The sequence below is a fragment of the Acetivibrio mesophilus genome, assembly GCF_004102745.1.
Classification (GTDB): domain Bacteria; phylum Bacillota; class Clostridia; order Acetivibrionales; family Acetivibrionaceae; genus Hungateiclostridium; species Hungateiclostridium mesophilum.
On the sequence record NZ_RLII01000006.1, the window covers coordinates 31347 to 55300 of the forward strand.

Annotated in this window: 22 protein-coding genes; 19 read left to right on the forward strand and 3 right to left on the reverse strand. The window is 38.3% G+C overall.

All coding sequences use genetic code 11. From position 1 onward, the window contains the following. The first annotated feature begins 3 nt into the window (after positions 1–3). On the forward strand, positions 4–912 hold the full coding sequence (locus tag EFD62_RS06855; RefSeq protein WP_069195655.1) for a M23 family metallopeptidase: 909 nt from the start codon (positions 4–6) through the stop codon (positions 910–912). Positions 913–995: 83 nt separating this feature from the next. On the opposite strand, the gene EFD62_RS06860 is transcribed toward EFD62_RS06855, so the two are convergent. After that, complete coding sequence (locus EFD62_RS06860; RefSeq protein WP_069195656.1) at positions 996–1388, reverse strand: hypothetical protein; 393 nt, start codon at positions 1386–1388, stop codon at positions 996–998. Positions 1389–1741: 353 nt separating this feature from the next. Between EFD62_RS06860 and spoIIID the strand changes: the two genes are divergently transcribed. From spoIIID to fabZ, 7 genes are all read left to right on the forward strand, one after another. Then, positions 1742–2005: a sporulation transcriptional regulator SpoIIID gene (gene spoIIID / locus EFD62_RS06865; RefSeq protein ID WP_069195657.1), complete on the forward strand. Its 264-nt coding sequence runs from the start codon at positions 1742–1744 to the stop codon at positions 2003–2005. Positions 2006–2194: 189 nt separating this feature from the next. Next, positions 2195–3229 (forward strand): rod shape-determining protein, encoded by a 1035-nt coding sequence (gene mreB, locus EFD62_RS06870; RefSeq protein ID WP_328590673.1) that lies wholly within the window; start codon positions 2195–2197, stop codon positions 3227–3229. Positions 3230–3397: 168 nt separating this feature from the next. Next, on the forward strand, positions 3398–4174 hold the full coding sequence (locus EFD62_RS06875; protein WP_069195659.1) for a flagellar hook-basal body protein: 777 nt from the start codon (positions 3398–3400) through the stop codon (positions 4172–4174). Positions 4175–4188: 14 nt separating this feature from the next. Further along, on the forward strand, positions 4189–4989 hold the full coding sequence (gene flgG, locus EFD62_RS06880) for a flagellar basal-body rod protein FlgG (protein WP_069195660.1): 801 nt from the start codon (positions 4189–4191) through the stop codon (positions 4987–4989). A gap of 67 nt (positions 4990–5056) precedes the next feature. Beyond that, positions 5057–5407, forward strand: coding sequence for a rod-binding protein (locus EFD62_RS06885; RefSeq protein WP_069195661.1), 351 nt, complete (start codon positions 5057–5059; stop codon positions 5405–5407). 58 nt (positions 5408–5465) lie between these two features. Beyond that, positions 5466–6608: a phosphodiester glycosidase family protein gene (locus EFD62_RS06890; RefSeq protein WP_235832594.1), complete on the forward strand. Its 1143-nt coding sequence runs from the start codon at positions 5466–5468 to the stop codon at positions 6606–6608. A 104-nt stretch (positions 6609–6712) separates the two neighbouring features. Then, on the forward strand, positions 6713–7147 hold the full coding sequence (gene fabZ, locus EFD62_RS06895) for a 3-hydroxyacyl-ACP dehydratase FabZ (protein WP_069195663.1): 435 nt from the start codon (positions 6713–6715) through the stop codon (positions 7145–7147). Between the two features lie 121 nt (positions 7148–7268). Here the strand turns inward: fabZ and murC are convergent, their stop codons facing one another. After that, on the reverse strand, positions 7269–8678 hold the full coding sequence (gene murC / locus EFD62_RS06900; protein ID WP_069195664.1) for a UDP-N-acetylmuramate--L-alanine ligase: 1410 nt from the start codon (positions 8676–8678) through the stop codon (positions 7269–7271). 355 nt (positions 8679–9033) lie between these two features. Between murC and purR the strand changes: the two genes are divergently transcribed. After that, entirely contained in the window at positions 9034–9852 is an 819-nt protein-coding gene (gene purR, locus EFD62_RS06905; RefSeq protein WP_069195665.1) for a pur operon repressor, read from the forward strand. Between the two features lie 30 nt (positions 9853–9882). Here the strand turns inward: purR and EFD62_RS06910 are convergent, their stop codons facing one another. After that, a complete protein-coding gene (locus EFD62_RS06910; RefSeq protein ID WP_069195666.1) occupies positions 9883–10869 on the reverse strand; it encodes a LacI family DNA-binding transcriptional regulator in 987 nt (328 codons plus the stop codon). A gap of 287 nt (positions 10870–11156) precedes the next feature. On the opposite strand from EFD62_RS06910, the gene EFD62_RS06915 reads away from it, so the two are divergent. The 10 genes from EFD62_RS06915 (at position 11157) to EFD62_RS06960 (ending at position 23845) form a co-directional block, all read left to right on the forward strand. Beyond that, positions 11157–13568, forward strand: a complete 2412-nt coding sequence (locus EFD62_RS06915; RefSeq protein ID WP_128705899.1) for a glycyl radical protein — start codon at positions 11157–11159, stop codon at positions 13566–13568. A 60-nt stretch (positions 13569–13628) separates the two neighbouring features. After that, complete coding sequence (locus tag EFD62_RS06920; RefSeq protein WP_128705900.1) at positions 13629–14540, forward strand: glycyl-radical enzyme activating protein; 912 nt, start codon at positions 13629–13631, stop codon at positions 14538–14540. Between the two features lie 18 nt (positions 14541–14558). After that, on the forward strand, positions 14559–16028 hold the full coding sequence (locus tag EFD62_RS06925) for a rhamnulokinase (RefSeq protein WP_069195669.1): 1470 nt from the start codon (positions 14559–14561) through the stop codon (positions 16026–16028). Positions 16029–16042: 14 nt separating this feature from the next. Then, positions 16043–17545 (forward strand): sugar ABC transporter ATP-binding protein, encoded by a 1503-nt coding sequence (locus EFD62_RS06930; protein WP_128705901.1) that lies wholly within the window; start codon positions 16043–16045, stop codon positions 17543–17545. A 1-nt stretch (position 17546) separates the two neighbouring features. Further along, positions 17547–18503, forward strand: a complete 957-nt coding sequence (locus EFD62_RS06935; RefSeq protein ID WP_069196395.1) for an ABC transporter permease — start codon at positions 17547–17549, stop codon at positions 18501–18503. A gap of 61 nt (positions 18504–18564) precedes the next feature. Further along, positions 18565–19563 carry a sugar ABC transporter substrate-binding protein gene (locus EFD62_RS06940; protein WP_069195671.1) on the forward strand — a complete coding sequence of 333 codons (999 nt, stop codon included), beginning with the start codon at positions 18565–18567 and terminating at the stop codon, positions 19561–19563. Between the two features lie 132 nt (positions 19564–19695). After that, a complete protein-coding gene (locus EFD62_RS06945) occupies positions 19696–20340 on the forward strand; it encodes a class II aldolase/adducin family protein (RefSeq protein WP_128705902.1) in 645 nt (214 codons plus the stop codon). 332 nt (positions 20341–20672) lie between these two features. After that, positions 20673–20960 carry a septation regulator SpoVG gene (gene spoVG / locus EFD62_RS06950; protein ID WP_069195673.1) on the forward strand — a complete coding sequence of 96 codons (288 nt, stop codon included), beginning with the start codon at positions 20673–20675 and terminating at the stop codon, positions 20958–20960. Between the two features lie 455 nt (positions 20961–21415). Continuing rightward, the gene (gene glmU, locus EFD62_RS06955) at positions 21416–22813 is read left to right on the forward strand and encodes a bifunctional UDP-N-acetylglucosamine diphosphorylase/glucosamine-1-phosphate N-acetyltransferase GlmU (RefSeq protein WP_069195674.1); all 1398 of its coding nucleotides are present in this window, start codon (positions 21416–21418) and stop codon (positions 22811–22813) included. Positions 22814–22882: 69 nt separating this feature from the next. Next, positions 22883–23845 carry a ribose-phosphate pyrophosphokinase gene (locus EFD62_RS06960; RefSeq protein WP_069195675.1) on the forward strand — a complete coding sequence of 321 codons (963 nt, stop codon included), beginning with the start codon at positions 22883–22885 and terminating at the stop codon, positions 23843–23845. The last annotated feature ends 109 nt before the right edge of the window (positions 23846–23954 follow it).

Below are 23954 nucleotides of genomic sequence, written 5' to 3' on the forward strand. Positions count from 1 at the left end.
AAAGTGGATTTTAAAAAAATGTTTCCTGATAAGAAGATTTCACAAAAGAAGGTTTTGGATTTTCTTGATAAAAAAGGATTTTATATTGTTTTGGTATTATGTATAACCGTCATCGGAGCCACAGCAGCGCTAATTACAGCACATAACGTACGCTCATCAAAGGATATCGGTGAAGAAGATATAATCTCACCGGACATGGCAAGCAGCATAATTAATGAAAACGCAAGCAACAGTACTTACTTATTACCGCAGGATGGTTCTGACGCCGAAAGTGCGACAGAGACATCGGGAGAGGCAATCGAAGTGATAAAGCCATCTAGCCCGGCGGCAAGTCCTAAAGCAGAAGAAAGTCCTAAACCCTCGGCCAAGCCTCAGAAAGCAGAGACACAGTCAAAGACAGAGGCTCAGGGCGAGAAGGTTGAAGCAGTGAAGACAGCAGAAAAATCCGCAAGCAAGTCCGAAGGCAAGACTGAGAGCAACAAGAACGTGACGTTTGCAATGCCTGTTTTTGGAGAAGTAACCTTTGAGTATGCTATGGACAGGCTGGTTTATTCAAAAACTTTGGATGAATGGCGCGCTCATAGTGGAGTGGATTTGAGAGCGGACAGAGGTACTCCGGTCAAAGTCGTCGCAGACGGAGTGGTAACTGAAGTTAAAAACGATCCAAGGTTTGGTGTAACAATAATTGTAGAACACGAAAACGGTATTAAAACGTTGTATGCAAATCTTGCCAGTGGAGACATGGTGACTCCAAACCAAAAGGTCAAACAGGGAGAAATAATCGGAAGCGTAGGAAATACAGCAATAATTGAATCAGCAGAACCTGCACACCTTCATTTTGAAGTTTTGAAAGACAACAAACCTGTTGACCCGAAGAGTTATCTCCAGTTGCCTTCGGATGACAAAAAATAGATATTAGTTCAGTAAGACGTATTTGAAATATTAAAAGCCGGCAGTGTTGTATATATACAACTCCACCGGCTTTTTAATGCTTTCTAATCTTTTAATTCTCTAATCTTTTGGGCAAACTCTTCTACAGTAAAGCCAAAGTGAGTAATATCGTAATAACTCATTTCGGCAATCGAATCAGATCTTTTAACTTCTTTCCTTACTGTTGGCGTTGATACATAATTAATATAACTTGGTCCCCTCGCATAAATTTTTGAGTTTATGACATCGAATCTGCCTTCGCTTATTCCTACGATGTCATATACATCTTTTGCATAGGAAAATCGACATTTTGCTAGAAAAAGCACCATTTCATCACCGGGTCTAAAAATAGGATTTCCCATCATGCTCGTTTCTTGATCGCCAACAATTCTGCCTGTTTGAACCAGTTTTATTATATCCCCCTTGGAAAGGTTTCCTTCAATTATAGGAGAAATCAAAATAAGGCTCGTTTATAGACAATAATTTACTCATTTGCTTGAAGTTTTAAATACATAGTTATGCAGCAATTCAAAATCGTACAATTTTAAAATGTCCACCAATCATAAGTGAATTTAAAGAGGCATATATATTAGTGTAGCAACTAAAGCCTTTAGGGTATGTAATTTACGCATACAGATAGGAACTAAATTCTTAAGCATGGATATACAAAATTACCTGACTTAAAATAGCCTGTAATAGATTAAGTTTGACAGCTTCGATAACGTCGGCAGCAAGTCAGCGGTAATAGATAAAAAAATATCAAGCTTGGTTGAATAGTCAATAGAGTATCAACTGTAAGGGGGGCGTATCGTTGAAAGGTTATATAGAAGAGAGAGCTGTGGAACTTGCTAATTTTATCGTTGAAAACAAGGCGACCGTTAGAGCTGCTGCAAAGAAATTCGGGATAAGCAAGAGCACTGTTCACAAGGACGTAACTGAAAGATTGCTGCAAATCAATTCTGCCCTGGCTGAAGAGGCAAAGGCGGTATTGGACAAAAATAAAGCAGAAAGACACATAAGAGGTGGGTTGGCCACAAAAGCAAAGTATAAAGGAAGTATGGAAGGAAAAGCATAAAGATAAAAGTAAAATAAAACATAAAAGCAAATCAAACATAAAAGTCGGGAAACCGACTTTTAATTTTGGGATAAATACACTGCCGGATTTTTTGCTCATATGTTGTAAAAATTGTTGCAATAATAAAATAATATGATAATATTAATTATGAGTATTGTTTTCAATACAGTTTTGAAAGGGAGATGCGCTTTGTTTGGGCTTGGACAAGATATAGGTATAGATTTGGGAACGGCATCAGTACTTGTTTATATAAAAGGAAAAGGAATAGTATTAAAAGAGCCTTCAGTTGTGGCAATCGATAAAAATACAAATAAACTTCTGGCTGTAGGAGAGGAAGCACGGCGAATGCTCGGCAGAACTCCGGGGAATATTGTCGCGATAAGACCACTTAGGGAAGGTGTAATATCCGATTATGATATTACGGAGAAAATGCTAAAGCATTTTATCGCCAAGGTATGTGGCAATAAAGCCTTTAAGTTTTTCAAGCCAAGGATTATTGTATGTGTGCCCAGTGGAGTTACTGAGGTGGAAAAGCGAGCGGTCAGAGAGGCAGCAATGCAGGCTGGCGCACGAAAGACATATCTTATTGAGGAGCCGATAGCGGCTGCAATTGGAGCTGGTATCGATATTTCAAAGGCCTGTGGAAGCATGGTAATAGATGTGGGTGGAGGTACCACCGACATAGCCGTTATATCTCTAGGCGGTATTGTTGTAAGCTCTTCCATTAAGGTTGCGGGGGACAAGTTTGACGAAGCTATTTCAAGATATATGAGGAAAAAACACAATATAATGATAGGGGAACGTACTGCCGAAGAGTTGAAAATCAATGTCGGTACAGTTTACCCCAGAGTACAGGAAGTATCTATGGATATTAGGGGAAGGAATCTCATATCGGGTTTGCCGAAGACGATTACCGTTACTTCCACTGAGATTATGGAAGCCCTGGAAGAACCGATTTCAAGCATTGTAGAAGTTGTGCATTCAGTTCTTGAAAGAACACCGCCTGAGCTTGCTTCGGATATTAGTGACCGTGGAATTGTAATGACCGGTGGCGGAAGTCTTATATACGGATTTGATAAGCTGATACAGGAAAAGACAGGTATTAATGTTGTTATTGCAGATGATGCAGTGTCATGTGTCGCTCTTGGGACAGGCAAGGCGCTTGAACATATAGAAGCCCTTGAGAAAAGTGAGATGGGCGATAGCACTGTAAATTATATTTAAATTCGAAGATGTGATAGGTCAGGTTTTAAACCCGGCCTTTTTTATTTATTTATTACCTTTCCAAAAAATAATTTCTATTAAACCATTTCGATAAATTTCCGATATTCTATATTGCAGGAGAAGTAAGATAAATTGAATTAGATAAATACGTTTTTAGGAGATTGAATCATGATTAGAGGTCTTTACACTTCGGGCTGGAGTATGCTGGCTAACAGCAAGCAAATGGATGTTGTATCCAATAACCTTGCAAATGTCAATACCGCTGCATACAAGAAAGATACGGTGATATTGGAAAGCTTTCCCGATGCACTGGTGAGGCGAGTAAACGACAGATCCAGCAGCAATCCTTCGGGAAGGTTGGGGAACGTACAGCTTGGAAATGATGTAGGAGAGGTATTTACGTACTATAATCAGGGACAGCTCCAGAAGACAGACAATAGCTTTGATATGGCGATTGAAAATTGCAATACTGCTTTCTTTACTGTAGCGGTACCTGCCGGAAACGGAGCGTACAGAGAGTGCTACACAAGGGATGGTTCATTTACGTTGAATTCCAATAGGCAGCTGGTAACAAAGGAAGGATATCCAGTAATGGGCCAAAACGGTGTCATTACTATTAATTCGGAAGATTTTAGCGTTAGTGATGATGGTTCGATTGTTGAAAACGGACAAATTGTTGACAGACTCTTAATAAGAAATTTTACCGATGCAACAACACTGAGGAAAATGGGGTCAAACCTTGTGGAAAGAACAGAGAATACGCAAGAGCAGCAATTTGATGGTATAGTGAGGCAGGGTTATCTTGAGCAATCAAATGTCAATTCTATTAATGAAATGATTAATATGATTACAATAATGCGTTCTTATGAGGCAAATCAAAAAATCTTTCAGGCCCAAGATGGAACACTTGAAAAAGCAGTAAACGAAATAGGAGTTGTGAGATAGGAGGATAAATTATTATGATGAGAGCACTGTGGACTGCAGGTTCAGGAATGACGGCTCAACAACTTAATGTCGATGTCATATCAAATAATCTTTCAAATGTTAATACCACCGGATATAAAAAGGAAAGACTAGAGTTTAAGGATATGCTTTATGATACCCTAAATAGGGCATATATCCTCGATGGGGAAGGAAGACCGGTAAATTTGCAGGTAGGGTATGGAACAGTGCCAATGGCTACGCTGAAGAATTTCCAGAGCGGAAACTTGGAGAAGACCGATAATCCTCTTGACCTTGCCATAGATGGGGATGGATTCTTCACTGTATTGGGTCCGCGGGGGGATATAGTTTATACCCGGGACGGAAGCTTTAAAATCAGTGTATCGGACAACGGCAATATCCTTACAACATCGGATGGATATCCGGTGCTGGATGAATCCGGAGTTGAAATAATACTTGATATAGATGTGTCAAAGCTGAATATTTCATCGGACGGAGAGATGAGCTACACCGACGAAAATGGGGTAGTAGTGCCATTAGGACAGAAAATAGGTATTGTAAAATTTCCGAACAGGAATGGTTTAGAAAGCATTGGAAGCAATTTTTATGCAAGCAACTCCGCATCCGGTGAGGCGGTTCCTGATGAGGAATTGGGCACAAGGAGCAATGTGAGGCAGTATTACCTTGAATCATCAAACGTACAGGTGGTTGAGGAAATGGTTAAGCTCATTGTTGCGCAAAGGGCATACGAAATTAATTCTAAAGCAATTCAGTCGGCAGATGAGATGCTCAGCATAGCGAATAATTTAAAAAGATAATATAAGTTAGTGTTTTGTTGAAACCCTTCAATATTTTGACTGGAAAAATTGAATAGGAGCGATTATAATGGATATAAGCGCGATTAACAATAAATATTTTAACAGTACAGTACAGAGTACCAGTACTAAGTCTACCGATGATGATTTTGAGAAAAGACTTACCAATGCTCTTGAGAACAAGGACGAAAAAGAGCTGAAAAAAGTGTGCAAAGAATTTGAAGGAATTCTGTTGGAAATTATGTACAAACAGATGAAAGCTACAGTTCCCAAAACAGATTTGATACCCACTGACCCTGGAAGGGAAATTTTCGAAGATATGCTGGATGAGGAACTGGTAAAGGAGTCGACCGAGCATACCAACTTAGGCCTTGCAGATAGCCTTTACAAACAGCTTTCGAGGAATCTTAAGTCTGGTTGATGTCTTAATTGCTAAGATTCCGGCTGAAATTGTTGGCTAAGGGAGTATAAAAATATTGATGAAGAGTAAGGTTTCTGTTAATACAATTATATTTATGCTATTAATAATATCGACCCTCATAATTATTTATGCAGGGCGTTTTTTATTTGCCGAAGGAAAACCGTCTGACAATAGAGGGTCAGATAATGCCGCCGTTGGCGATACAATCTCGACAGAAGGTAAATTATTTCCCGTGGAGCATAGGGCTATTAGTACAGAAATCAATGGAATGAAGCAAGAAATAAATCTTTTGGAGATTGATTTGAGTTCGGACGGCGTCAAAATAAAGCCGGCCCTATCCTTTAATACGATATATGGTTTTCAGAGCCTTAAGGATATTGCAATTAATAACAATGCTTATGCTGCTGTCAATGCAGGATTCTTCCACTCATATGGAGAGCCTTCCGGGATGGTGGCCATCGATGGGAAAATCTATACAAAGTCTACGGGAAGATTCCCTGTGTTTGTTGTGCAGGGGAAAAAGGCCATTTTGAGTGAAATTTGGAGCAATATATGGATATTACATGGTAACAGAAGGATTGCGGCGGATAATATAAACAGAGAGGGAAGAGCCGGGGAAATAGTTGTGTATACACCGGTATTTGGTCCTACCAATAGAGCAAACAGGCTTAATACTTCATATGTTGTCGAAAATAACAGGGTTGTAAAGAAATTCCGGGGCGATACGGAGTGTAAAATTCCTCCGAATGGAATGGTGATTACCCTTTATGAGCCAATTTCATTGACTCAAAAATTTGAAGTGGGAGATTGGGTAGGAATCGATATTGATCCGGATTTTGAGCCGGGATTTCAGGCGTACGAGTGCGGAAGTTGGCTTGTGAGGGATGGAAAGTCCGTAGCCGTTGATAAAGACGAGTGGGTTGGCCTTTTGACCAATCGGGATCCGAGGACAGCCATAGGTATAAAATATGACGGAAGGGTATTGCTTATTACGGTGGATGGTAGGCAGCCGGGATACAGTCTGGGCCTTTCATCCAGAGAGCTTGCAAGCTATCTTATAAGTCTGGGGGTCAAGGATGCTGCTATGCTGGACGGCGGGGCTTCAACTCAGATGATTATTCAAAATGAGACGGTAAACAGCCTTCCGGCGCGGGAAAGAATGCTGGGAGGAGGAATTGTAGTCACTGTAAATACCGATTAGATTATTAAGTTTATTAGATTATTCGGGTATAAGTGTTTTACTTATTTACAACTCTTTGCTATAATGTATTTCGAACATAACTATTTTTGGAAAGAGGTGATTTGGTGCTGACCAATGCAGAAATTCAGAATATTATTCCTCACAGATATCCCTTTTTATTGATCGATAAAGTAATAGAGGTTGAACCGGGGAAGAAGGCAGTGGCAATAAAGAATGTTACAATAAATGAGCCGTTCTTTCAGGGTCATTTTCCGGGTAACCCAATTATGCCGGGGGTTCTTATAGTTGAGGCCTTAGCACAGACTGCATGCGTTGCAGGGCTGATGCTTGAAGAGAATAAAGGGAAACTAGGTGTGTTTACAGGTATTGAGTCGATGAAATTCAGAAAACAGGTGGTTCCCGGGGATACATTGAAGCTTGAGGCAGAGTTTTTGATGTTTAAGATGGGAATGGGAAAAGTAAAGGTTCTGGCTACTGTAGATGAGCAGGTTGCAGCGGAGGGCCAGATAAAGTTTGCAATGATTGATCCCAATAAATAAGAATAGTTAATATTAATAATATTTATATCAAGAAGTCCGAGGACGACACAGGGTATTGTGAAGTCATCGGACTTATTATTGTTTGTCTGCCTTTTAATCAGCTCGAGATATCACTAATTCATCAACTGACTGCTGCTATTTGCTTATCTTTGAGAAACATCTCGCCGACCCTGTATATATCTCCGGCTCCCATGGTAAGTATCAAATCCCCTGAGGAAGCATTTTCCTTGAGGTATTCAACAATTCCTTCAAAGTCAGGCAGATATATGGCATCCTGACCGTTTGCCCGTATCTTTTCTGCAAGAGTGCTTGAATGTATTTCGCCAGTATCTTTTTCCCGGGCAGAGTAAATATCTGCAATAATAACTTTATCCGCGTCTTTGAAGGCTTCTGAGAACTCATCCAATAGGAGTTTTGTCCTGGTATAGGTATGGGGCTGAAACACAGTCCAAATCCTCGGATAGTTTCCACCTCTTGCAGCTTTTAGTGTTGCCTTGATTTCCGAAGGGTGATGAGCATAGTCATCAACAACCTTTATATTGTCTTCGATTCCCTTTAATTCAAAACGTCGATGAATGCCTATATAGCTCTCAAGGCCTTTCTTTATACCTTCAATACTGCATCCTAAGGCATGGCATGCTGCAATTGCTGCAAGGGAGTTGCTGATATTGTGGACGCCCGGAACGTTAAGCTCTATGTGTGTGATTTTTTCATTGTTTTTAAGTACGGTAAAGGACGCACATCCGTTCTCATTGAAGGAAATATCTTCGGCTCTCCATGTTGCATCCTTTGAATTGAGGCCATAGGTAATTATGTTGCAATGTACACTTTTAAGAAGGGACGAAATGTTCTCGTCATCAACGCATGCAACTACATAGCCGTTCTCAGGGATAAGATGTATAAACTTTAAAAATGAGTTTTTAATATGCTCTATATCCTTAAAATAATCAAGGTGGTCGGCTTCAATATTTAGCACAACGGCAAGATAGGGGTGAAATTTAAGAAAGCTTTCCACATATTCACATGCTTCGGCAACGAAGTAGTCGTTTCCTCCTATGCGTGTATTTCCGCCAATGGCATCCAGCTCTCCGCCTATATGAATAGTAGGATCTAGAGCCGATTTAAGCATGATCAACGAGATCATGGATGTGGTGGTTGTTTTGCCGTGGGTACCGGATACGGCAATACTGAAAGGATATTTCTTCATTATCTCGCCCAACAAGGTTGCCCTTTCTAAAGTGGGGATTCCGAGGTCTCTGGCTTTCATAAGCTCGGGATTGTCACTTTTTACGGCGGCTGTATATACAACAAGATCTGCATCGCCAATGTTTTCTTCGCTATGTCCTGTATATATCTTAATTCCTTTATTCTCAAGCTTTGAGGTTATGTTCGAAGATCTCATGTCAGAGCCGGATACATTAAATCCCAGTTTTAAAAGGATCTCTGCCAGTCCACTCATACTTATTCCGCCTATACCGATAAAATGCACATGTTTAAATTTCTTTGAATCCAATATACTTGATTGTTCCAATGCCAACACTCCTTAACTATTAATCTACAGCCAGATAACATCATAATCTATATTTTATTAAATTCCAACACATATTTTATAGTTTTATATTAATACTAACCAGCTGATATAACAATAAAAATACCCAATTAGTATTATATGAAAATTTTAACACATTTATAAGTGTTTCCGTATATTTAATTTTAAAACAATAAAAATGAGTATAGAGCTGAACGATTTAACTAAAAATACTTAAAATATTCGGAAATTTATAGTATAATATACGCAGATTAATTAAAAGAAAAAGTTGACTTTCTTGGTTAATCCACACATTACTTTTTGAGAAACGTATATAAAATAAGCTTGGAGGGATATGATGGAAAAGTTTCATAGGAATGAACGGCTTGCTGTTTTGATGAAGACCCTGTGTGATTCACCGGGGGAAACCTTTACCCTTGGCAGCTTCGCTGATATGTTTGGTTCCGCAAAGTCCACAATAAGTGAAGATATAGATATTGTACAGAATTTACTTGAAAAGTTTGATTTGGGGTCAATCGAAAGCATGTCCGGTTCTCTTGGAGGTATAAGATTTGTCCCAAGCTATAAAAAAGATAAGATAAAATCCATCCTAAACTCCCTGTGCCAAGACTTGTCAAACAGTCAGAGAATTCTTCCGGGCGGGTATCTATATATGCTGGATATTATTTATGATCCCAAAAAGATATCCGATATTGGTTATATTTTTGCAGGGCATTTTTATAAAAGAGAAATAGATTGTGTCATTACGGTTGAGACAAAGGGTATTCCCCTTGCCTTTGCCACCGCAAAGCAGTTGGGTGTACCTCTGGTGATAGCAAGACACAACAGTGAAGCCACTGATGGACCGTCGGTAAACATAAATTATGTGTCCGGTTCGTCAAAGAAGATTCAGACAATGGTTCTTCCTATGAGGGCTCTCAAGGGCTATTCAAGGCTCCTTTTCATAGATGATTTTATGAAAGGGGGAGGTACCGCCAAAGGTATAATTGATATGGTAAGAGAGTTTGAGTCTGAGGTTGTTGGGATTGGTGTGGTTATTGAGACCTTGGAGCCGTCTAAAAAGCTGGTTGACGATTATGTATCCCTATTAACTTTGAACATTGTAAATACAGAGGATAAGATTATAGATTTAAAGCCCAGCAAAGAATGGATATAGAAAAAGCTGATATCTATAAAGTATCGGCTATTAGACCTTTTTGCAGGAGTCTCCAATCTCTAAAGAAACGTCCAGAATATAGTGTTTTGGTTCATTTGCTGAATTAACTATACATTCAAACAGTTTCTGCGCAATAAGATCTATATCCTGTCGGATTGTAGTTATTCTTGGATAGAAGTATTCGGGATTGCAGCCGTCAAATCCCACAACAGAAAAATCGTCAGGTACTTTCATTCCTATCTTGTTTGCTCTGGTAATAAATCCTCTTGCAATTTGGTCATTGGCGCATACAATGGCTGTAGGTCTATTTGCCAATGAGCAAAAATAATCAAAAGCATAAGCACCGGTTTTTGATACTAGTTCTCCATGAAAGATGTATTCAGAATGAACGTTAAGACCTTTTTCTTCAAGTGCAAAAACGTAAGCTTGCTTTCTTTCTTCACATGACTTGGCAGCAGGGGTATAGCCAGCAAAGGCAATCTGACGATGGTTTAGATTATATAAATAATCAACAAGCATTTGAATTCCTTTTGTATTATCACTTTTTACAGAAGAATATTTTTCGGAAATTTGTCGGTCATGAAAAACAAAAGTTTGATTTTGAAATTTCTCCCAGAACACATTTTTATTGTATCCTTCAGTTAAAACAATTCCTTTAGCTCTTATTCCTTCACAGTATTTTAAATATTCAATTTCTTTTTGGGAATTGTTTTCCGTATTGCAAATTAAAAGGGTGTATCCATTTTCAAAGGCAATGGTATTCAGAGATTTCACAAGGGAAACGAAAAAAGGGTTGTCCAAATCAAAAACAAAGATAGCTATGGATTTGGAGTTTTTTGAATACATACTCTTGGCTGTTATGTTTGGGACATAATTATATTCCTCAATTATTTTGTTGACTCGATTGCGAACTTCTTCTGATGTTTTAGGTGATCCATTAATAACTCGTGAAACAGTTGCAATCGAAACACCTGCCAGTTGTGCTATTTCCCGTATGCCTATATAATTCTTCTTCATAATATTCCAATCTCCTTAATGGATATTTGCTTTGTAACACCCCTTAAGAATATGATATAGTTTTTTTGCGTAAAAATCAACATGTTTCAATAAAATTTATGTAACGTTACACAAAAACAATCAATTCGACTGATATTCTCGGCTTTGCTATTTGATGAGATACAATAGTGCTTGCGGACAGGAATGATAATCCATAAAAAAAGCCACGAAAAAAGGATTGACATAAAATATGTTTATGGTAAAATAGAATTAAGGAAACTTGTTACACGAATAGAGGGGTGTTGAATATGAATGAGAGAATAGTAAGGTTAAGACAAAGGCTATTTGATCAGACACCAAAGGTATGCTCTGAACGATGTAAAATTTTCACTGAATCAGTAAAAAATGATGCGGGTTTACCAATTGCAATTCAACGTGCTAATGGATTCTATAACGTTTTAGACAAGATGACGGTTTGGGTCAAAGACGATGAGTTAATTGTTGGAAATCAGGCAAAGTGGCCAAAGGCCTCTCCTATCTATCCTGAATACTCTAATGAGTGGATTGTCGAAGAATTAAATGGCAACCCTTATGAGTGGGATAAGAGACCGGGTGACAAGTTTTATGCTGACGATGACGTTAAGAAGGATTTGCTTGAGTGCATAGAGTACTGGAAAGACAAGACCCTTTACGAGAGTTTGAGGAAAACTCTGCCTGATGAAATAAATAAGGCATGGGATGCAGGGGTTATTGACGATACATGGGTAAGTGCTGCTGGGCTTGGAAATGTGATTCCTGATTACAGACTCGTTATTACAAAAGGTTTGAGAGATGTTATTGATAGAATTAAAAAGAGAATGAGTGAGCTTGATTTAAAAGAGCCTGGCAATGTTAAAAAGAAGTTTTTTCTTGATGCAGCATTAAAGAGCAATATGGCTGTAGTAAATTTTGCCAATAGGATTGCAGATGAGTGTGAAAAAGAAGCTCAAAAATGTAATGATGAAAAACGTAAATCTGAGCTTTTAAACCTTAGCGAAATTTGCAGAAATGTGCCGCTCAATCCCGCAAGAACTTTTCATGAGGCAGTCCAGTCTATATATTTTATATTGTTGGCAGTTCATCTCGAATCTAATGGACATGCTATTTCTCTTGGTAGATTTGATCAGTATGTATATCCGTTTTATAATAAAGATATTGAAGAGGGTAGAATTACAAGGGAAGAAGCTCTTGAGATCATTGAATGTTTCTTTATTAAATGTAATGAACTCAACAAACTGCGTTCGTGGCCCGATACAGAATTCTTCCTGGGTTATCAGATGTTTATCAACCTAGCGATTGGTGGACAGACAAGGGATGGCGAAGATGCAGTAAATGAGGTATCCCATCTTTGTATTGAGGCCTGTAAAGAATTAAAACTGGTAACTCCATCAATTTCTGTTAAATGGTTTGAAAAGACCGATGACGATTTCATGCTCAAAGCTTTAGAGGCCGCACTTGTTCACCAGGGAGGCATGCCGGCTTTTTATAATGACCTTGCGTTCATAAGAACACTAAGAGATATGGGGATTGCCGAAGAGGATTTGGTTGAGTGGGCTCCGGATGGATGTATCGAAGCCTCAATTCCAGGGAAATGGGATTTTGCTGCAAAAGGTCCGTGGCTAAGTGTTGAAAAAGTGTTGGATATCACTTTGAACAATGGATATGACCTTAATACAGGTATACTGTTTAAAAAGACGAGCAAAAACATAGAAGATTGTACAAGTATAGAAGAAATCTATAAAGAGTATACAGATATGCTTACATACTTTATGGATTTGCAGGTTATAACTGAACATATTAATGATTACTTCCATTGCCTTTACGATATTAATGCATTCAGATCATCTCTTGTGGAGGATTGTATCGGAAGATGTCTTGACTTGGTAGAAGGTGGTTCGGTATATTCTGCTGATGGTGGTCCGACCGCGGGAACAATCAGCGCAGGAGATGCGATGGCGGCTCTAGACTATATTGTGTTTGACAAAAAATTATTGACTTTAGAACAGGTTTTGCATGCTTGCAGAACAAACTATGAAGATATGACGACGACACCCACGGGCCCTGAAATTAGAGCCATAATGCTGAACAAAGCCCCCAAGTTTGGAAACGACGATGACAGGGTAGATAAATGGGTTGTTGCTATTGAAGATTTTATAGGCTCCAGATATCGCCATGAGTATAAGAGTTCGAAATATGGCAAAGGTCCTATACCTTGCTGTTATTCATACAGCCAGAGTCCCGTTACAGGAAATATAGCCTTTGGACGTTCGGTATGCGCTACACCTGATGGCAGAAAGAAAGGAGAACCTGTTAATAATGGTATCTCTCCTGCCAACGGCTCTGAGAAAAATGGTGCCACTGCTGTTTGCAATTCTATTGCAAAGCTACCGAGTATTTGGTTCCAAAAGGGCGCTATTTTCAACATGAGATTAACAAAGAATGCGGTTTCGACAGTTGAACAGCGTAAACGCGTCGTAGCAATGATCAAAGTATTATTTAGCCAGTATGCACAACAGATCCAATTCAATGTAGTGGATAGCAAAACTTATAAGGACGCTATGGAGCATCCTGAAAAATATAAGGACTTAATGGTTAGAGTATCTGGATACAGTGCACTATTTACAGCCCTTGCTCCTGAATGTCAAATGGATGTAATTAATCGGGCAGAGATTGATGTATAGAATTATTCAGTTTGTAGATGTTACTAAAATAATCCTAGTATTCAAAAGTAGGGATAGAAAATGAAGATAGATAGGGCCACTGTATTCGAAATTGAACGCTATGGAATTGAAGATGGACCAGGTATAAGAACAGTTGTGTTTTTAAAGGGCTGTGCTTTAAGGTGTAAATGGTGCGCCAACCCTGAATCACAGCTCTTTGAAAAACAGATTATGTTTAAAAGCAATTTATGCAAAAACTGCCGGAAGTGCTTGGAAGTTTGTCCGCGAAAATGCATAGAGGATATGGAAGGGTACGGTTATATCACTACCGGAAAGGAATGCAACCAGTGCGGAGCTTGTGTTGATAATTGCTACGTAAACGCGCGAAGTATTGTGGGAATTGATTATACTGTGGACGAAGTAATAAAAGAAGTCCTGAAGGATGAGCAATATTACAAAATGTCAGGCGGAGGCGTAACTTTCAGTGGCGGGGAACCTTTTTTTCACTACGAGTTTATTAATGAATGTGCGTCGGAGCTAAAAAAATACGGAATATCTATACTGATTGAAACCTGTGGGCATGTTCCGTTAAAGAATATTCAAGTATGTTCAGAGAATATAGATTATATATTCTTTGACATAAAGCATATGGACACAAATAAACATAAAACATTAACGGGGGTGGGAAATGAGCTGATTCTAGAAAACCTCTTATGGTTGAATAGCAATTTTATGGGTGAGCTGTCGGTAAGATACCCATACATTCCTGGATGCAATGACGATAGGCAAGATATCGAAACTTTTCTTGACTATATCAGCAAACTTAAAAATGTAAAGCAAGTCTACTTTTTACCCTATCACAAGTTGGGCATTTCAAAATACCAGGGTCTTGGCAGAAAATATGAAATGCCGGACATGAGTTCTTTGAAATTTACTGAAATCCAATTTCTGAAAGATTATGAAAAAAAGTATAATGTAGCAATAAAAGTCTAACGAAGGGAACGGTTCAATATGGTAAATAAAAATATCGTTGGCCTGGATTGCGGAAATTCTTCGTTCAGAGTTTTGCTTGGTAAATACGATGGAGAAACAATAAAAACAGAGGTTATCGATCAAATTCAAAATGATATGATAAGGATTGGTGACTATTTCTACTGGGATATTTTGAAAATATTTGAAGGATTTAAAGTATCTTTGAAAAAAATAGCTCGTCAAGTAGATACCATTGACTCTATCGGAATTTGTACTTGGGGTGTCGATTTTGCTCTGTTTGACAAATCCGGAAATATGATTGGCAATCCGCTTTCCTATAGAAATGATATGGGTGAAATTTATTTAAATAAGTTTACCGAAGAGCAGAAGAAAGAAATGTTTCAAAAAACGGGTATTATATGTGACAAGATCAATTCAATTTATCGTTTAATGGCGCTAAAGGATATTATGCCCGACGTTTATTCAATTGCAGATAAGGTATTGATGGTACCCGACATATTGAATTATTTTATGACAGGAGTTATGATGAATGAACCTAGTGAGTTGAGTACTACCCAACTTATGAGTTCAAGGACGAGAAAAATATGCCCGGACATTTGCAGGGAATTTGGGATTTCTGAAACGCTATTTTGCGAAATAGGCGAACACGGAAAGCAGATAGGTTTGGTGCAGAAAAATATATTAGAGGAAATAGGCGTAAATTATGATATTCCGGTAATATGTGTTCCATCTCATGATACTGCGTCTGCAATTCTGGCTATTCCGACCCAGGAAAATGACTTTGCTTTCATCAGCTCGGGAACATGGTCTCTTATAGGGACAGAAGTTGAAGAACCGATTATAAATGACATTGTTTTGGAATCATCATTAACAAATGAGATAGGCGCTTTTAATAAAATCACTCTTTTGAAAAACAGCGCTGGGATGTTCATTATTCAGAGAATAAAAAAAGAGTTTGATTCAGTAATGAATAGGACAAGTACTTGGGACGAACTTGATGAGCTTGCCGAGCAGTACGACGGCCAAACACCTCTTTTCAATATTAACAATTCAAGATTTTTTAATCCTTTCAAAATGAGCGAAGAAATATGGAATTATCTCTTAGAGACGGGTCAGGTACAGGGAGAACTAAATTGGGGAGCAATCATTAAGGCTGTTCACGAGTCTATGGCTTGCTGCTACGCTGTAACCGTAGAACAGCTTGAAAAGACAGTGTCAAAGCACTTTGACAGTATTTATATCGTTGGCGGCGGTTCTAAAAATATTATGGTAAACAAACTTACAGCTAAACGCACCGGCAAAAAGGTCATCGCTTGCAGCAAGGAAAGCACAGCCTTAGGAAACATTGCAGCACAACTTAAAGCCTTCGATGAGAGTTTGGATTACAGAAAGATTAGGGAAGTTATAGCTAATTCTATTTCCTTAAAGGAATATGTAGAAGCAAAAGACGGAACGGAAACTGTTGAACGTTACAGGAAAATGCCATAGAGAGGGTGAGGCGAGTGGAAGAAATCTTACTTGAAATGAGTGGCATCAATAAAAGTTTTTTTGGAGTACAGGTTCTAAATAACGCTCAAATACAAGTAAGGTCAGGAGAGGTTCATGTCTTGCTTGGTGAGAATGGCGCCGGAAAATCAACACTTATTAAGATCCTGTCAGGTGCTTACCAAAAAGAAAGTGGAAAAATCATTCTTGATGGCGAAGAACTAAATGCTTGTTCTCCGAAGCAGATGATAGAAAAGGGAGTTAGTGTTATTTACCAAGAGTTCAATCTAAACCCTTATGTCCCCATTTATGAAAACATCATGCTGGGCAAGGAGATCGGCAAGTACGGAATCATCAATCATAAATCTTCAATCCAAGAAGCCCAAAAGTACCTTGACCTTATTGGCCTAGAAGTTGATCCGAGGACTTTAGTGGGGGAATTGAGTGTAGCTCAAAAGCAAATGGTTGAAATAGCCAAAGCAATCTCGACGGATGTAAAGCTACTGGTTCTGGATGAGCCTACAGCATCCATAACGGAAAAGGAAACTTTGAAGCTTTTTGAAATTGTGAGGAATCTTAAGAAAAAAGGTATTGGGATTATATACATTTCTCACAGAATGAGTGAGTTGTTTGAAATTGGAGACCGCTGTACTGTAATGAGGGATGGTCAATATGTAAAAACTCTTGATCTTGATAAAACCAATGTTGATGAGCTTACCAAGCTTATGGTTGGAAGAGAAGTATCTTTTGAAAGATTCAAAAATAGCTATATTGTCGAGGATGAGGTGGTCCTTGAGGTTAACAATATCGTCTATAAGAATGTTTTGAAGGATATAAGTTTCAAGCTGAAAAAAGGCGAGATATTAGGATTAGCCGGACTGGTGGGAGCAGGAAGAACAGAGCTTGCAAAATGCATCATAGGAGCTTACAAAAAGAGCAATGGAACGGTTTATCTTAAAGGGAAAAAGTTGAAGGATAAGGATATTAAAGACTCAATTGACAAAGGAATTGTCTATCTAAGCGAAGATCGTAAAGATGAAGGACTTGTGCAAATACACCCGTTAACAGACAATATTGCACTGCCAAACCATGAAAAGTTATGTAAATTTGTGCTTAACAATAAAAAAGTGTGCACGGTGACAAAAGAATATATTAACAAATTAAAGATTAAGTCTTCTTCACATATGGCAGAAGCAAAAAGCTTGTCTGGCGGAAATCAACAAAAGGTGGTTATTGCAAAGTGGTTGTATTCAAATGCGGATATCTACATTTTTGATGAGCCGACACGGGGGATAGATGTTGGTGCCAGAGATGAAATTTATAATATCATGGTTGATTTGGTGAAGAATGGAGCATCGATCATCATGATATCTTCGGACATGGTGGAAGTTCAGAAAATGTGCAACAGAATTATCGTTCTCAAAGAAGGCAGAGTCACAGCCGATTTGGAAAATACCGATGAATTAACCCAGGATCAAATATTGTATTATGCTCTTTCCGGAGGTGGACAAATTGAATAATATGATTAACAGACTTAAGAAAATTGATATTAAGTCAATAACCCTATATATCGGTGCAGTACTTATCCTTGTTGCATTTACTATAATTTGCAAGATTAATGGGAAGGATTTTTTGACAACATCAAACATTCAGAATATTATTGCTCAGTCATCGGTTATAGCGGTTGTTGCTATCGGTACATCCTTGGTTATACTGACAGGAGGAATAGATTTATCGGTTGGTTCAATTGTAGGCTTCGTAGGGATTTTCGGCGGTATGCTTATAAAAAACGGTATATCTCTGCCACTCACAATACTAATATGTATTGCGGTTTCTGCAATTATTGGATTGATGACCGGATATATTGTAAGTTATGGGAAGGTACCGGCATTTATAGTAACATTGGGTACTATGCAAATCATAAGGGGCGTTACAAAAGTCTTAACTTCGGGCAAGCCGGTTGCTGGGTTCCCGGATGCACTTTCAGAGTTGACAGCATTTGAAATATTCGGTATTCCTATTATTATCTTTTATGTTTTTGTTCTTTACGCGCTTATTATGTTCACACTGAAGAAAACAAAATTCGGAAGAAGAATCTATGCAATAGGCGGAAATGCAAACGCTGCCAAACTTTCCGGTATCAAAGTCAATAAAATCGAGATGTTAACTTATATGCTGGCCGCGATATTCTCTGCATTGGGAGGAATACTGTTGCTTTCTAGATTATCATATGCTGACCCCAATGCAGGATCGGGATATGAAATGGATGCAATTGCAGCAGTTGTTATTGGGGGAATAGGACTTTCCGGTGGTAAAGGAAAGGCAGGAAATACCCTCGTTGGCGCACTTATACTTGGAATGCTCAAGTGCGGTCTGCAAATCTTAAATGTGCCGGTTTACTATCAAACAATAATCATAGGTGTCGTAATTATACTTGCTGTTTATATGGATAAGGCAAAAGAAAGAAAGGCAGAGTAAAATTTTGTGTCTAACACCAAATTTTATGGTGTTAAGATAAAAAAAGATGGAGGCTAAAACTATGAAAAAATTATTAGCGGTTGTTATGGTTCTTATGCTGGCATCTTCTGTTATGCTGACGGGCTGTTCAAATAATAATCCATCCGGGAGTTCGCCAAATACAGGAGGAAATGCATCAAAACCCGTTATTGGTTTTATACCAATGACACTAAACAACGAGTACTTCATCACAATGGTTAATGGAGCAAAGAAAAAGGCTGCTGAGCTTGGCGTTGAGCTTAAAGTGCAAGCCGGTGACCAACATGCAAATGCGGCAGATCAGTTAACAATAGTGGAAAATATGATAACATCAGGTGTTGATGCTATCTGTATAGTTCCCAGTTCCTCAGAAGGTTTGGCTGCTGCACTTAAGAAATGTAAAAAAGCAAATATCCCTGTTATTAACCTTGACACAAAATTAAGTGAGGATATTCTTAAGGAAGCGGATATGAGCGTACCGTTCTACGGAACAAATAACTATGAAGGGGCAAAGCGTGCCGGTGAATATGTAAAGGCTAACTTTAAGACTGGAACGAAGACAGCGATTCTTACCGGTATAGCGGGACAACAGAATGCAGCTGACAGAAAAAATGGCTTCATTGAGGGAGCGGGGGATGCGATTCAAATCGTTGCGGAACAATCTGCAAACTGGGAGGTTGATCAGGGATATGCAGCAACTCAGAATATTCTTACAGCCAATCCGGATTTGGAATTGATTTACTGTGGTAATGATGGCATGGCTATCGGTGCACTTCGTGCTGTTAAGGAGGCAAAGAAAAGCGACCAGATTAAAGTAATTGGATTTGACGGTATTTCGGAAGCTCTTAATTTAATTTCATCCGGTGAACTCTATGGCTCTGTTGCTCAGTATCCTGCCGAAATGGGGATACTCGGAGTAGAAAATGCAGTAAAACTTATAAAAGGTCAGAAAGTTGAAGAGTATATTGACACAGGTGCAAAACTCATTATACCTTCAAATGTAGACGAGCATCAGGAATATGTTAAACAATTTGCAGAATAAATAACATCAGTAAATTTTCCTATACTATAGTGGTCATCACAATTGTTGTGGTGGCCTCTATAGTCAAATGGGAAATATGCATGTCATAACCGATAATGGTATGTCTATAAAAAGTTGGAAAAGAGGAGAAATATGAATATCAAAAGAATCATTGTGGATTCCGGAATTCGCATGCTAAATTCGGGACTTACGGTCGGAACATGGGGAAATATCAGTTTTCGTGACAAGGAATCAAATTTAGTTTATCTTACCCCTAGCGGAATGGATTACTCAGCTATTATTGAAGATGATGTTGTAGTTTGTGATCTAGACGGCAATATAGTTGAAGGAAAAAGGAAGCCGACTATAGAAAAAGGAATGCATTTGGCGGTTTATAAAGCCAGACCGGAAGTAAATGCTGTTGTACACACCCATCCTATCTACTCAACTGTTTTTTCATGTATTGGAGAAGACATTCCCCTTATAATCGACGAAGCAGCCCAAACGCTAGGCGATGTTGTAAAAACAGCTTCATATGCTCTACCTGGTTCGCAGGAACTGGCTGACAATTGTATAAAAGCACTTGGGACGAAATCAAACGCATGTCTTTTAATGTCACACGGTGCAGTATGCGTAGGGGAAACAATGGATGCTGCGTTTAAAGTATCAACTGTGCTTGAAGTCACTGCGCAAATTTATTATATGATAAAATCCATGGGAAAAGAATATATAAAGATTTCAGAAGAGAATATTGTTGCTATGGAGTATTTTGTTAAGAATATTTATGGGCAAAGGTAAGAAATATAAAGGGCAAACAAATTTTTATGAAAGTTTGCCCAATCCCCCTTTTTCTTTATAGGCCAAGTCAAGCATTTGTAGAAGTATATATGTTGCAATATCCAAAATCAATGTAAAATGTTTATTGCAAAATATATAGATACTTTTCAACCGGATTTCCTTAAATCATGAATAATATATTTATAAAGAGAAATGCTATAAAAAGGTTTTACTTTATAAATTTAAAATAAAAATAAAAATGATAAAAAAATAAGAAGGAAAATCAGAAATAATGCCGAATATATTATTAAGTACACGATGAATACACAATTTACGGAAGGTGGTAACATCTCATGGAAATTACCGATGTTCGTATCAGAAAAATCGATTCAGAAGGAAAAATGAAAGCTGTCGTTTCTGTAACCTTTGATAATGAATTTGTTGTTCATGACATTAAGGTTATTGAAAGTCAGAATGGTTTGTTCATTGCAATGCCGAGCAGAAAAGCGCCAGATGGGGAATTCAGGGATATTGCTCATCCTATCAATGCAGAAACTAGGGGCAAGATCCAGAGTGCCATTTTGGATAAATATGAGTCAATTTCTTCAGGCAGCATTGAGACAGAAGAAGGTATAGAATAATAATCAAATTATTCCAAAACCATATTAAAAATAATAAGATAATGAAATTTAAAATTACTAAATCGTGAAAAGCACTGCATTAAATCCATGTTTATTCCGTTTTTTCATGGTGCGGCTATTTGTCCTGTCAACCGGACTTTTGGTCGGATTGGAAAGAATGTGAAGGGGACTAATGTTCCGATGAATATGCTGTAATTTAATGCGTACTTTTGACGATTTTTATTTGTGCGAAAATTTGCTTTTGTTGTTGAAAAGTTTATTAAAAAATGAGAAAATAGATGTGGCTTTAAAATACTCATTAATGCATAATAATATTATTGAATATTAAATTTAAAAAGCTTCATAGATTAATTGCAGAATTTCTTTTATAGATATTAATAGAATAATATAAAGGAATCTTCAAAGTGCTTTGAGAGCTTTTTTTCTTCATGGAGCTAAGAAGGAGGAAACTTTTAATGGGATGCTTGATGGCAGTCATTCTTGCAGCTGGAGAGGGAAAGAGAATGAAGTCCAAAAAAGCAAAGGTAGTGCATGAAATCTTCGGTATGCCTTTGGTTGAATGGGTTTATAGATCGGTAAAAAACGCAGGAGTAGATGAAGTTGTACTTGTGGTTGGGCATAAGGCAGAAGAGGTAAAAGAAAAAATGGGAGACAAGGCCCTATACGCTTTTCAAGAAAAGCAAATGGGTACAGGACATGCAGTGATGCAGGCCCAGGAATACCTGAATAATAAAGACGGTTATGTTATAGTGTTGTGCGGAGATACACCTCTAATTTCTTCTGAGACCATTTCAAATACCATTAATTATCATAAAGAAAATGCAAATTCAGCTACGATTATCACTGCAGAGCTTGATAAACCTGATGGATATGGTAGGATAGTAAGGAGCAGTGACGGCAGTGTAAAGAAAATTGTTGAGCACAAGGATGCTTCTTCGGAGGAAAGGAACATAAAAGAAATTAACTCCGGGATGTACTGCTTCAGTATAAAAGATTTGACAGAAGCATTGAAGGAGCTTGATAATAACAACAGTCAGGGAGAATACTACCTGACAGATACTATTGAAATACTTATAAGCAAAGGAAAAAAGGTTGGAGCAATAAAAGTTGAGGACAGCAGTGAGATACTGGGCATAAACGACAGAGCTCAGCTTGTTGAGGCTGGTGGAATAATTCGAAACAGAATTTTGAAAAGACATTTGGATAATGGTGTAACGATAATTGACCCTGCTTCAACGTTTATTGATGAGGATGTGGAGATAGGTATTGATACGGTGATTTACCCTTCAACAATTATCGAGGGGAAGACAAAAATAGGTGAAGATTGTATAATTGGTCCGGGAAGCAGGATTGTGAGTGCTCAAATATCCGACAGGGTAGAGGTAAAGAATTCTGTTGTGCTGGAAAGTTCGATAGATGATGATACAAAAGTAGGTCCCTTTGCATATTTAAGACCGGGAAGCAAGATAGGCAAAAAGGTTAAGATTGGTGACTTTGTTGAGGTTAAAAAGTCCGTAATAGGAGACAAAACCAAGATATCCCATCTCACTTATGTGGGAGATGCCGAAATCGGAAGCAATGTTAATCTTGGATGCGGCGTTGTAGTGGTGAATTATGACGGACAGAAAAAGAATAAGACAATTGTTGGAGACAATTCATTTGTGGGTTGCAATGTAAACCTAATTTCACCGGTTGAAGTTAAAAGCAACGCATATGTGGCAGCCGGTTCTACGATTACAGATGAAGTACCGGAAAACTCTCTTGCTATTGCCAGAAGCCGGCAGGTGATCAAGGAAGGCTGGGTTGAAAAAAGGAGAATACTAAATAAGCAAGAGAAAGATCAAAGCAAATAAATTATTAATTAATTATGTTTATTAATTTTTATTATTAATAAAATATAAAAGTAAGAAGGGGAACATAAGATGAATTTACATGGCAAGGATATTAAAATTTTTGCAGGGAACTCAAACAAGGAGTTGGCTTCAGAAATCGCAGAGAAAATTGGTCTTCCGCTTGGGTTGGCAAATGTAGGGAAGTTCAGCGATGGCGAATCTGCAATTAACATTAACGAGGTTGTGAGGGGGTCCGATGTATTTATTATACAATCTACATGTCCGCCTGTTAATGATAACCTTGTTGAATTATTGATTATGATAGATGCTCTAAAAAGAGCTTCAGCAGGAAGGATAACTGCTGTAATGCCGTATTTTGGCTATGCAAGACAGGATAGAAAAGCTAAAGCAAGGGATCCTATTTCAGCAAAACTTGTAGCAAATCTTCTCACAACTGCGGGAGCAGACAGGGTACTTACAATGGACCTTCATGCACCTCAGTTGCAGGGATTTTTTGACATCCCGCTGGATCACCTGCTTGGAGGTACTATACTGGCGAACTATTTCTTGGAGAAATTTGAGGATACAAGCGATGTTGTCGTGGTATCACCTGATGTAGGCAGCGTTTCGAGGTCAAGGAAATTTGCCCAGAGGTTGGATGTTCCCCTGGCTATTATTGATAAGAGAAGGCCAAAGGCCAATGTTTCCGAAATAATGAACATAATTGGCGACGTTAACAATAAGAGAGTAATATTGGTGGATGACCTTATTGACACAGGAGGAACAATCGTTAATGCCGCAAATGCTCTTATCGAAATAGGGGCAAAGGAAGTATATGCATGCTGTACTCACGGACTTTTGTCGGGGCCTGCAATTGACAGAATCAAAGAGTCCGGAATGAAAGAGCTTGTTACATTAAATACAATCCCGTTGGATGAGAATAAGAGAATCGACAAAGTAGTCTCGTTGTCCGTTGCTTCTGTATTTGCTGAAGCTATCGAAAGGATATATGGGGATATTTCCATAAGCTCACTCTTTACCCAGCAGGATTAATTATTGGTAAATATTAATTAAGCGGTTGTTGTGCATAAATGACATATTATAAAATTTTACATTGCCTCCTTAAGAAAATTAGGGAGGCAATTTATTAGTGGTCGTTTTA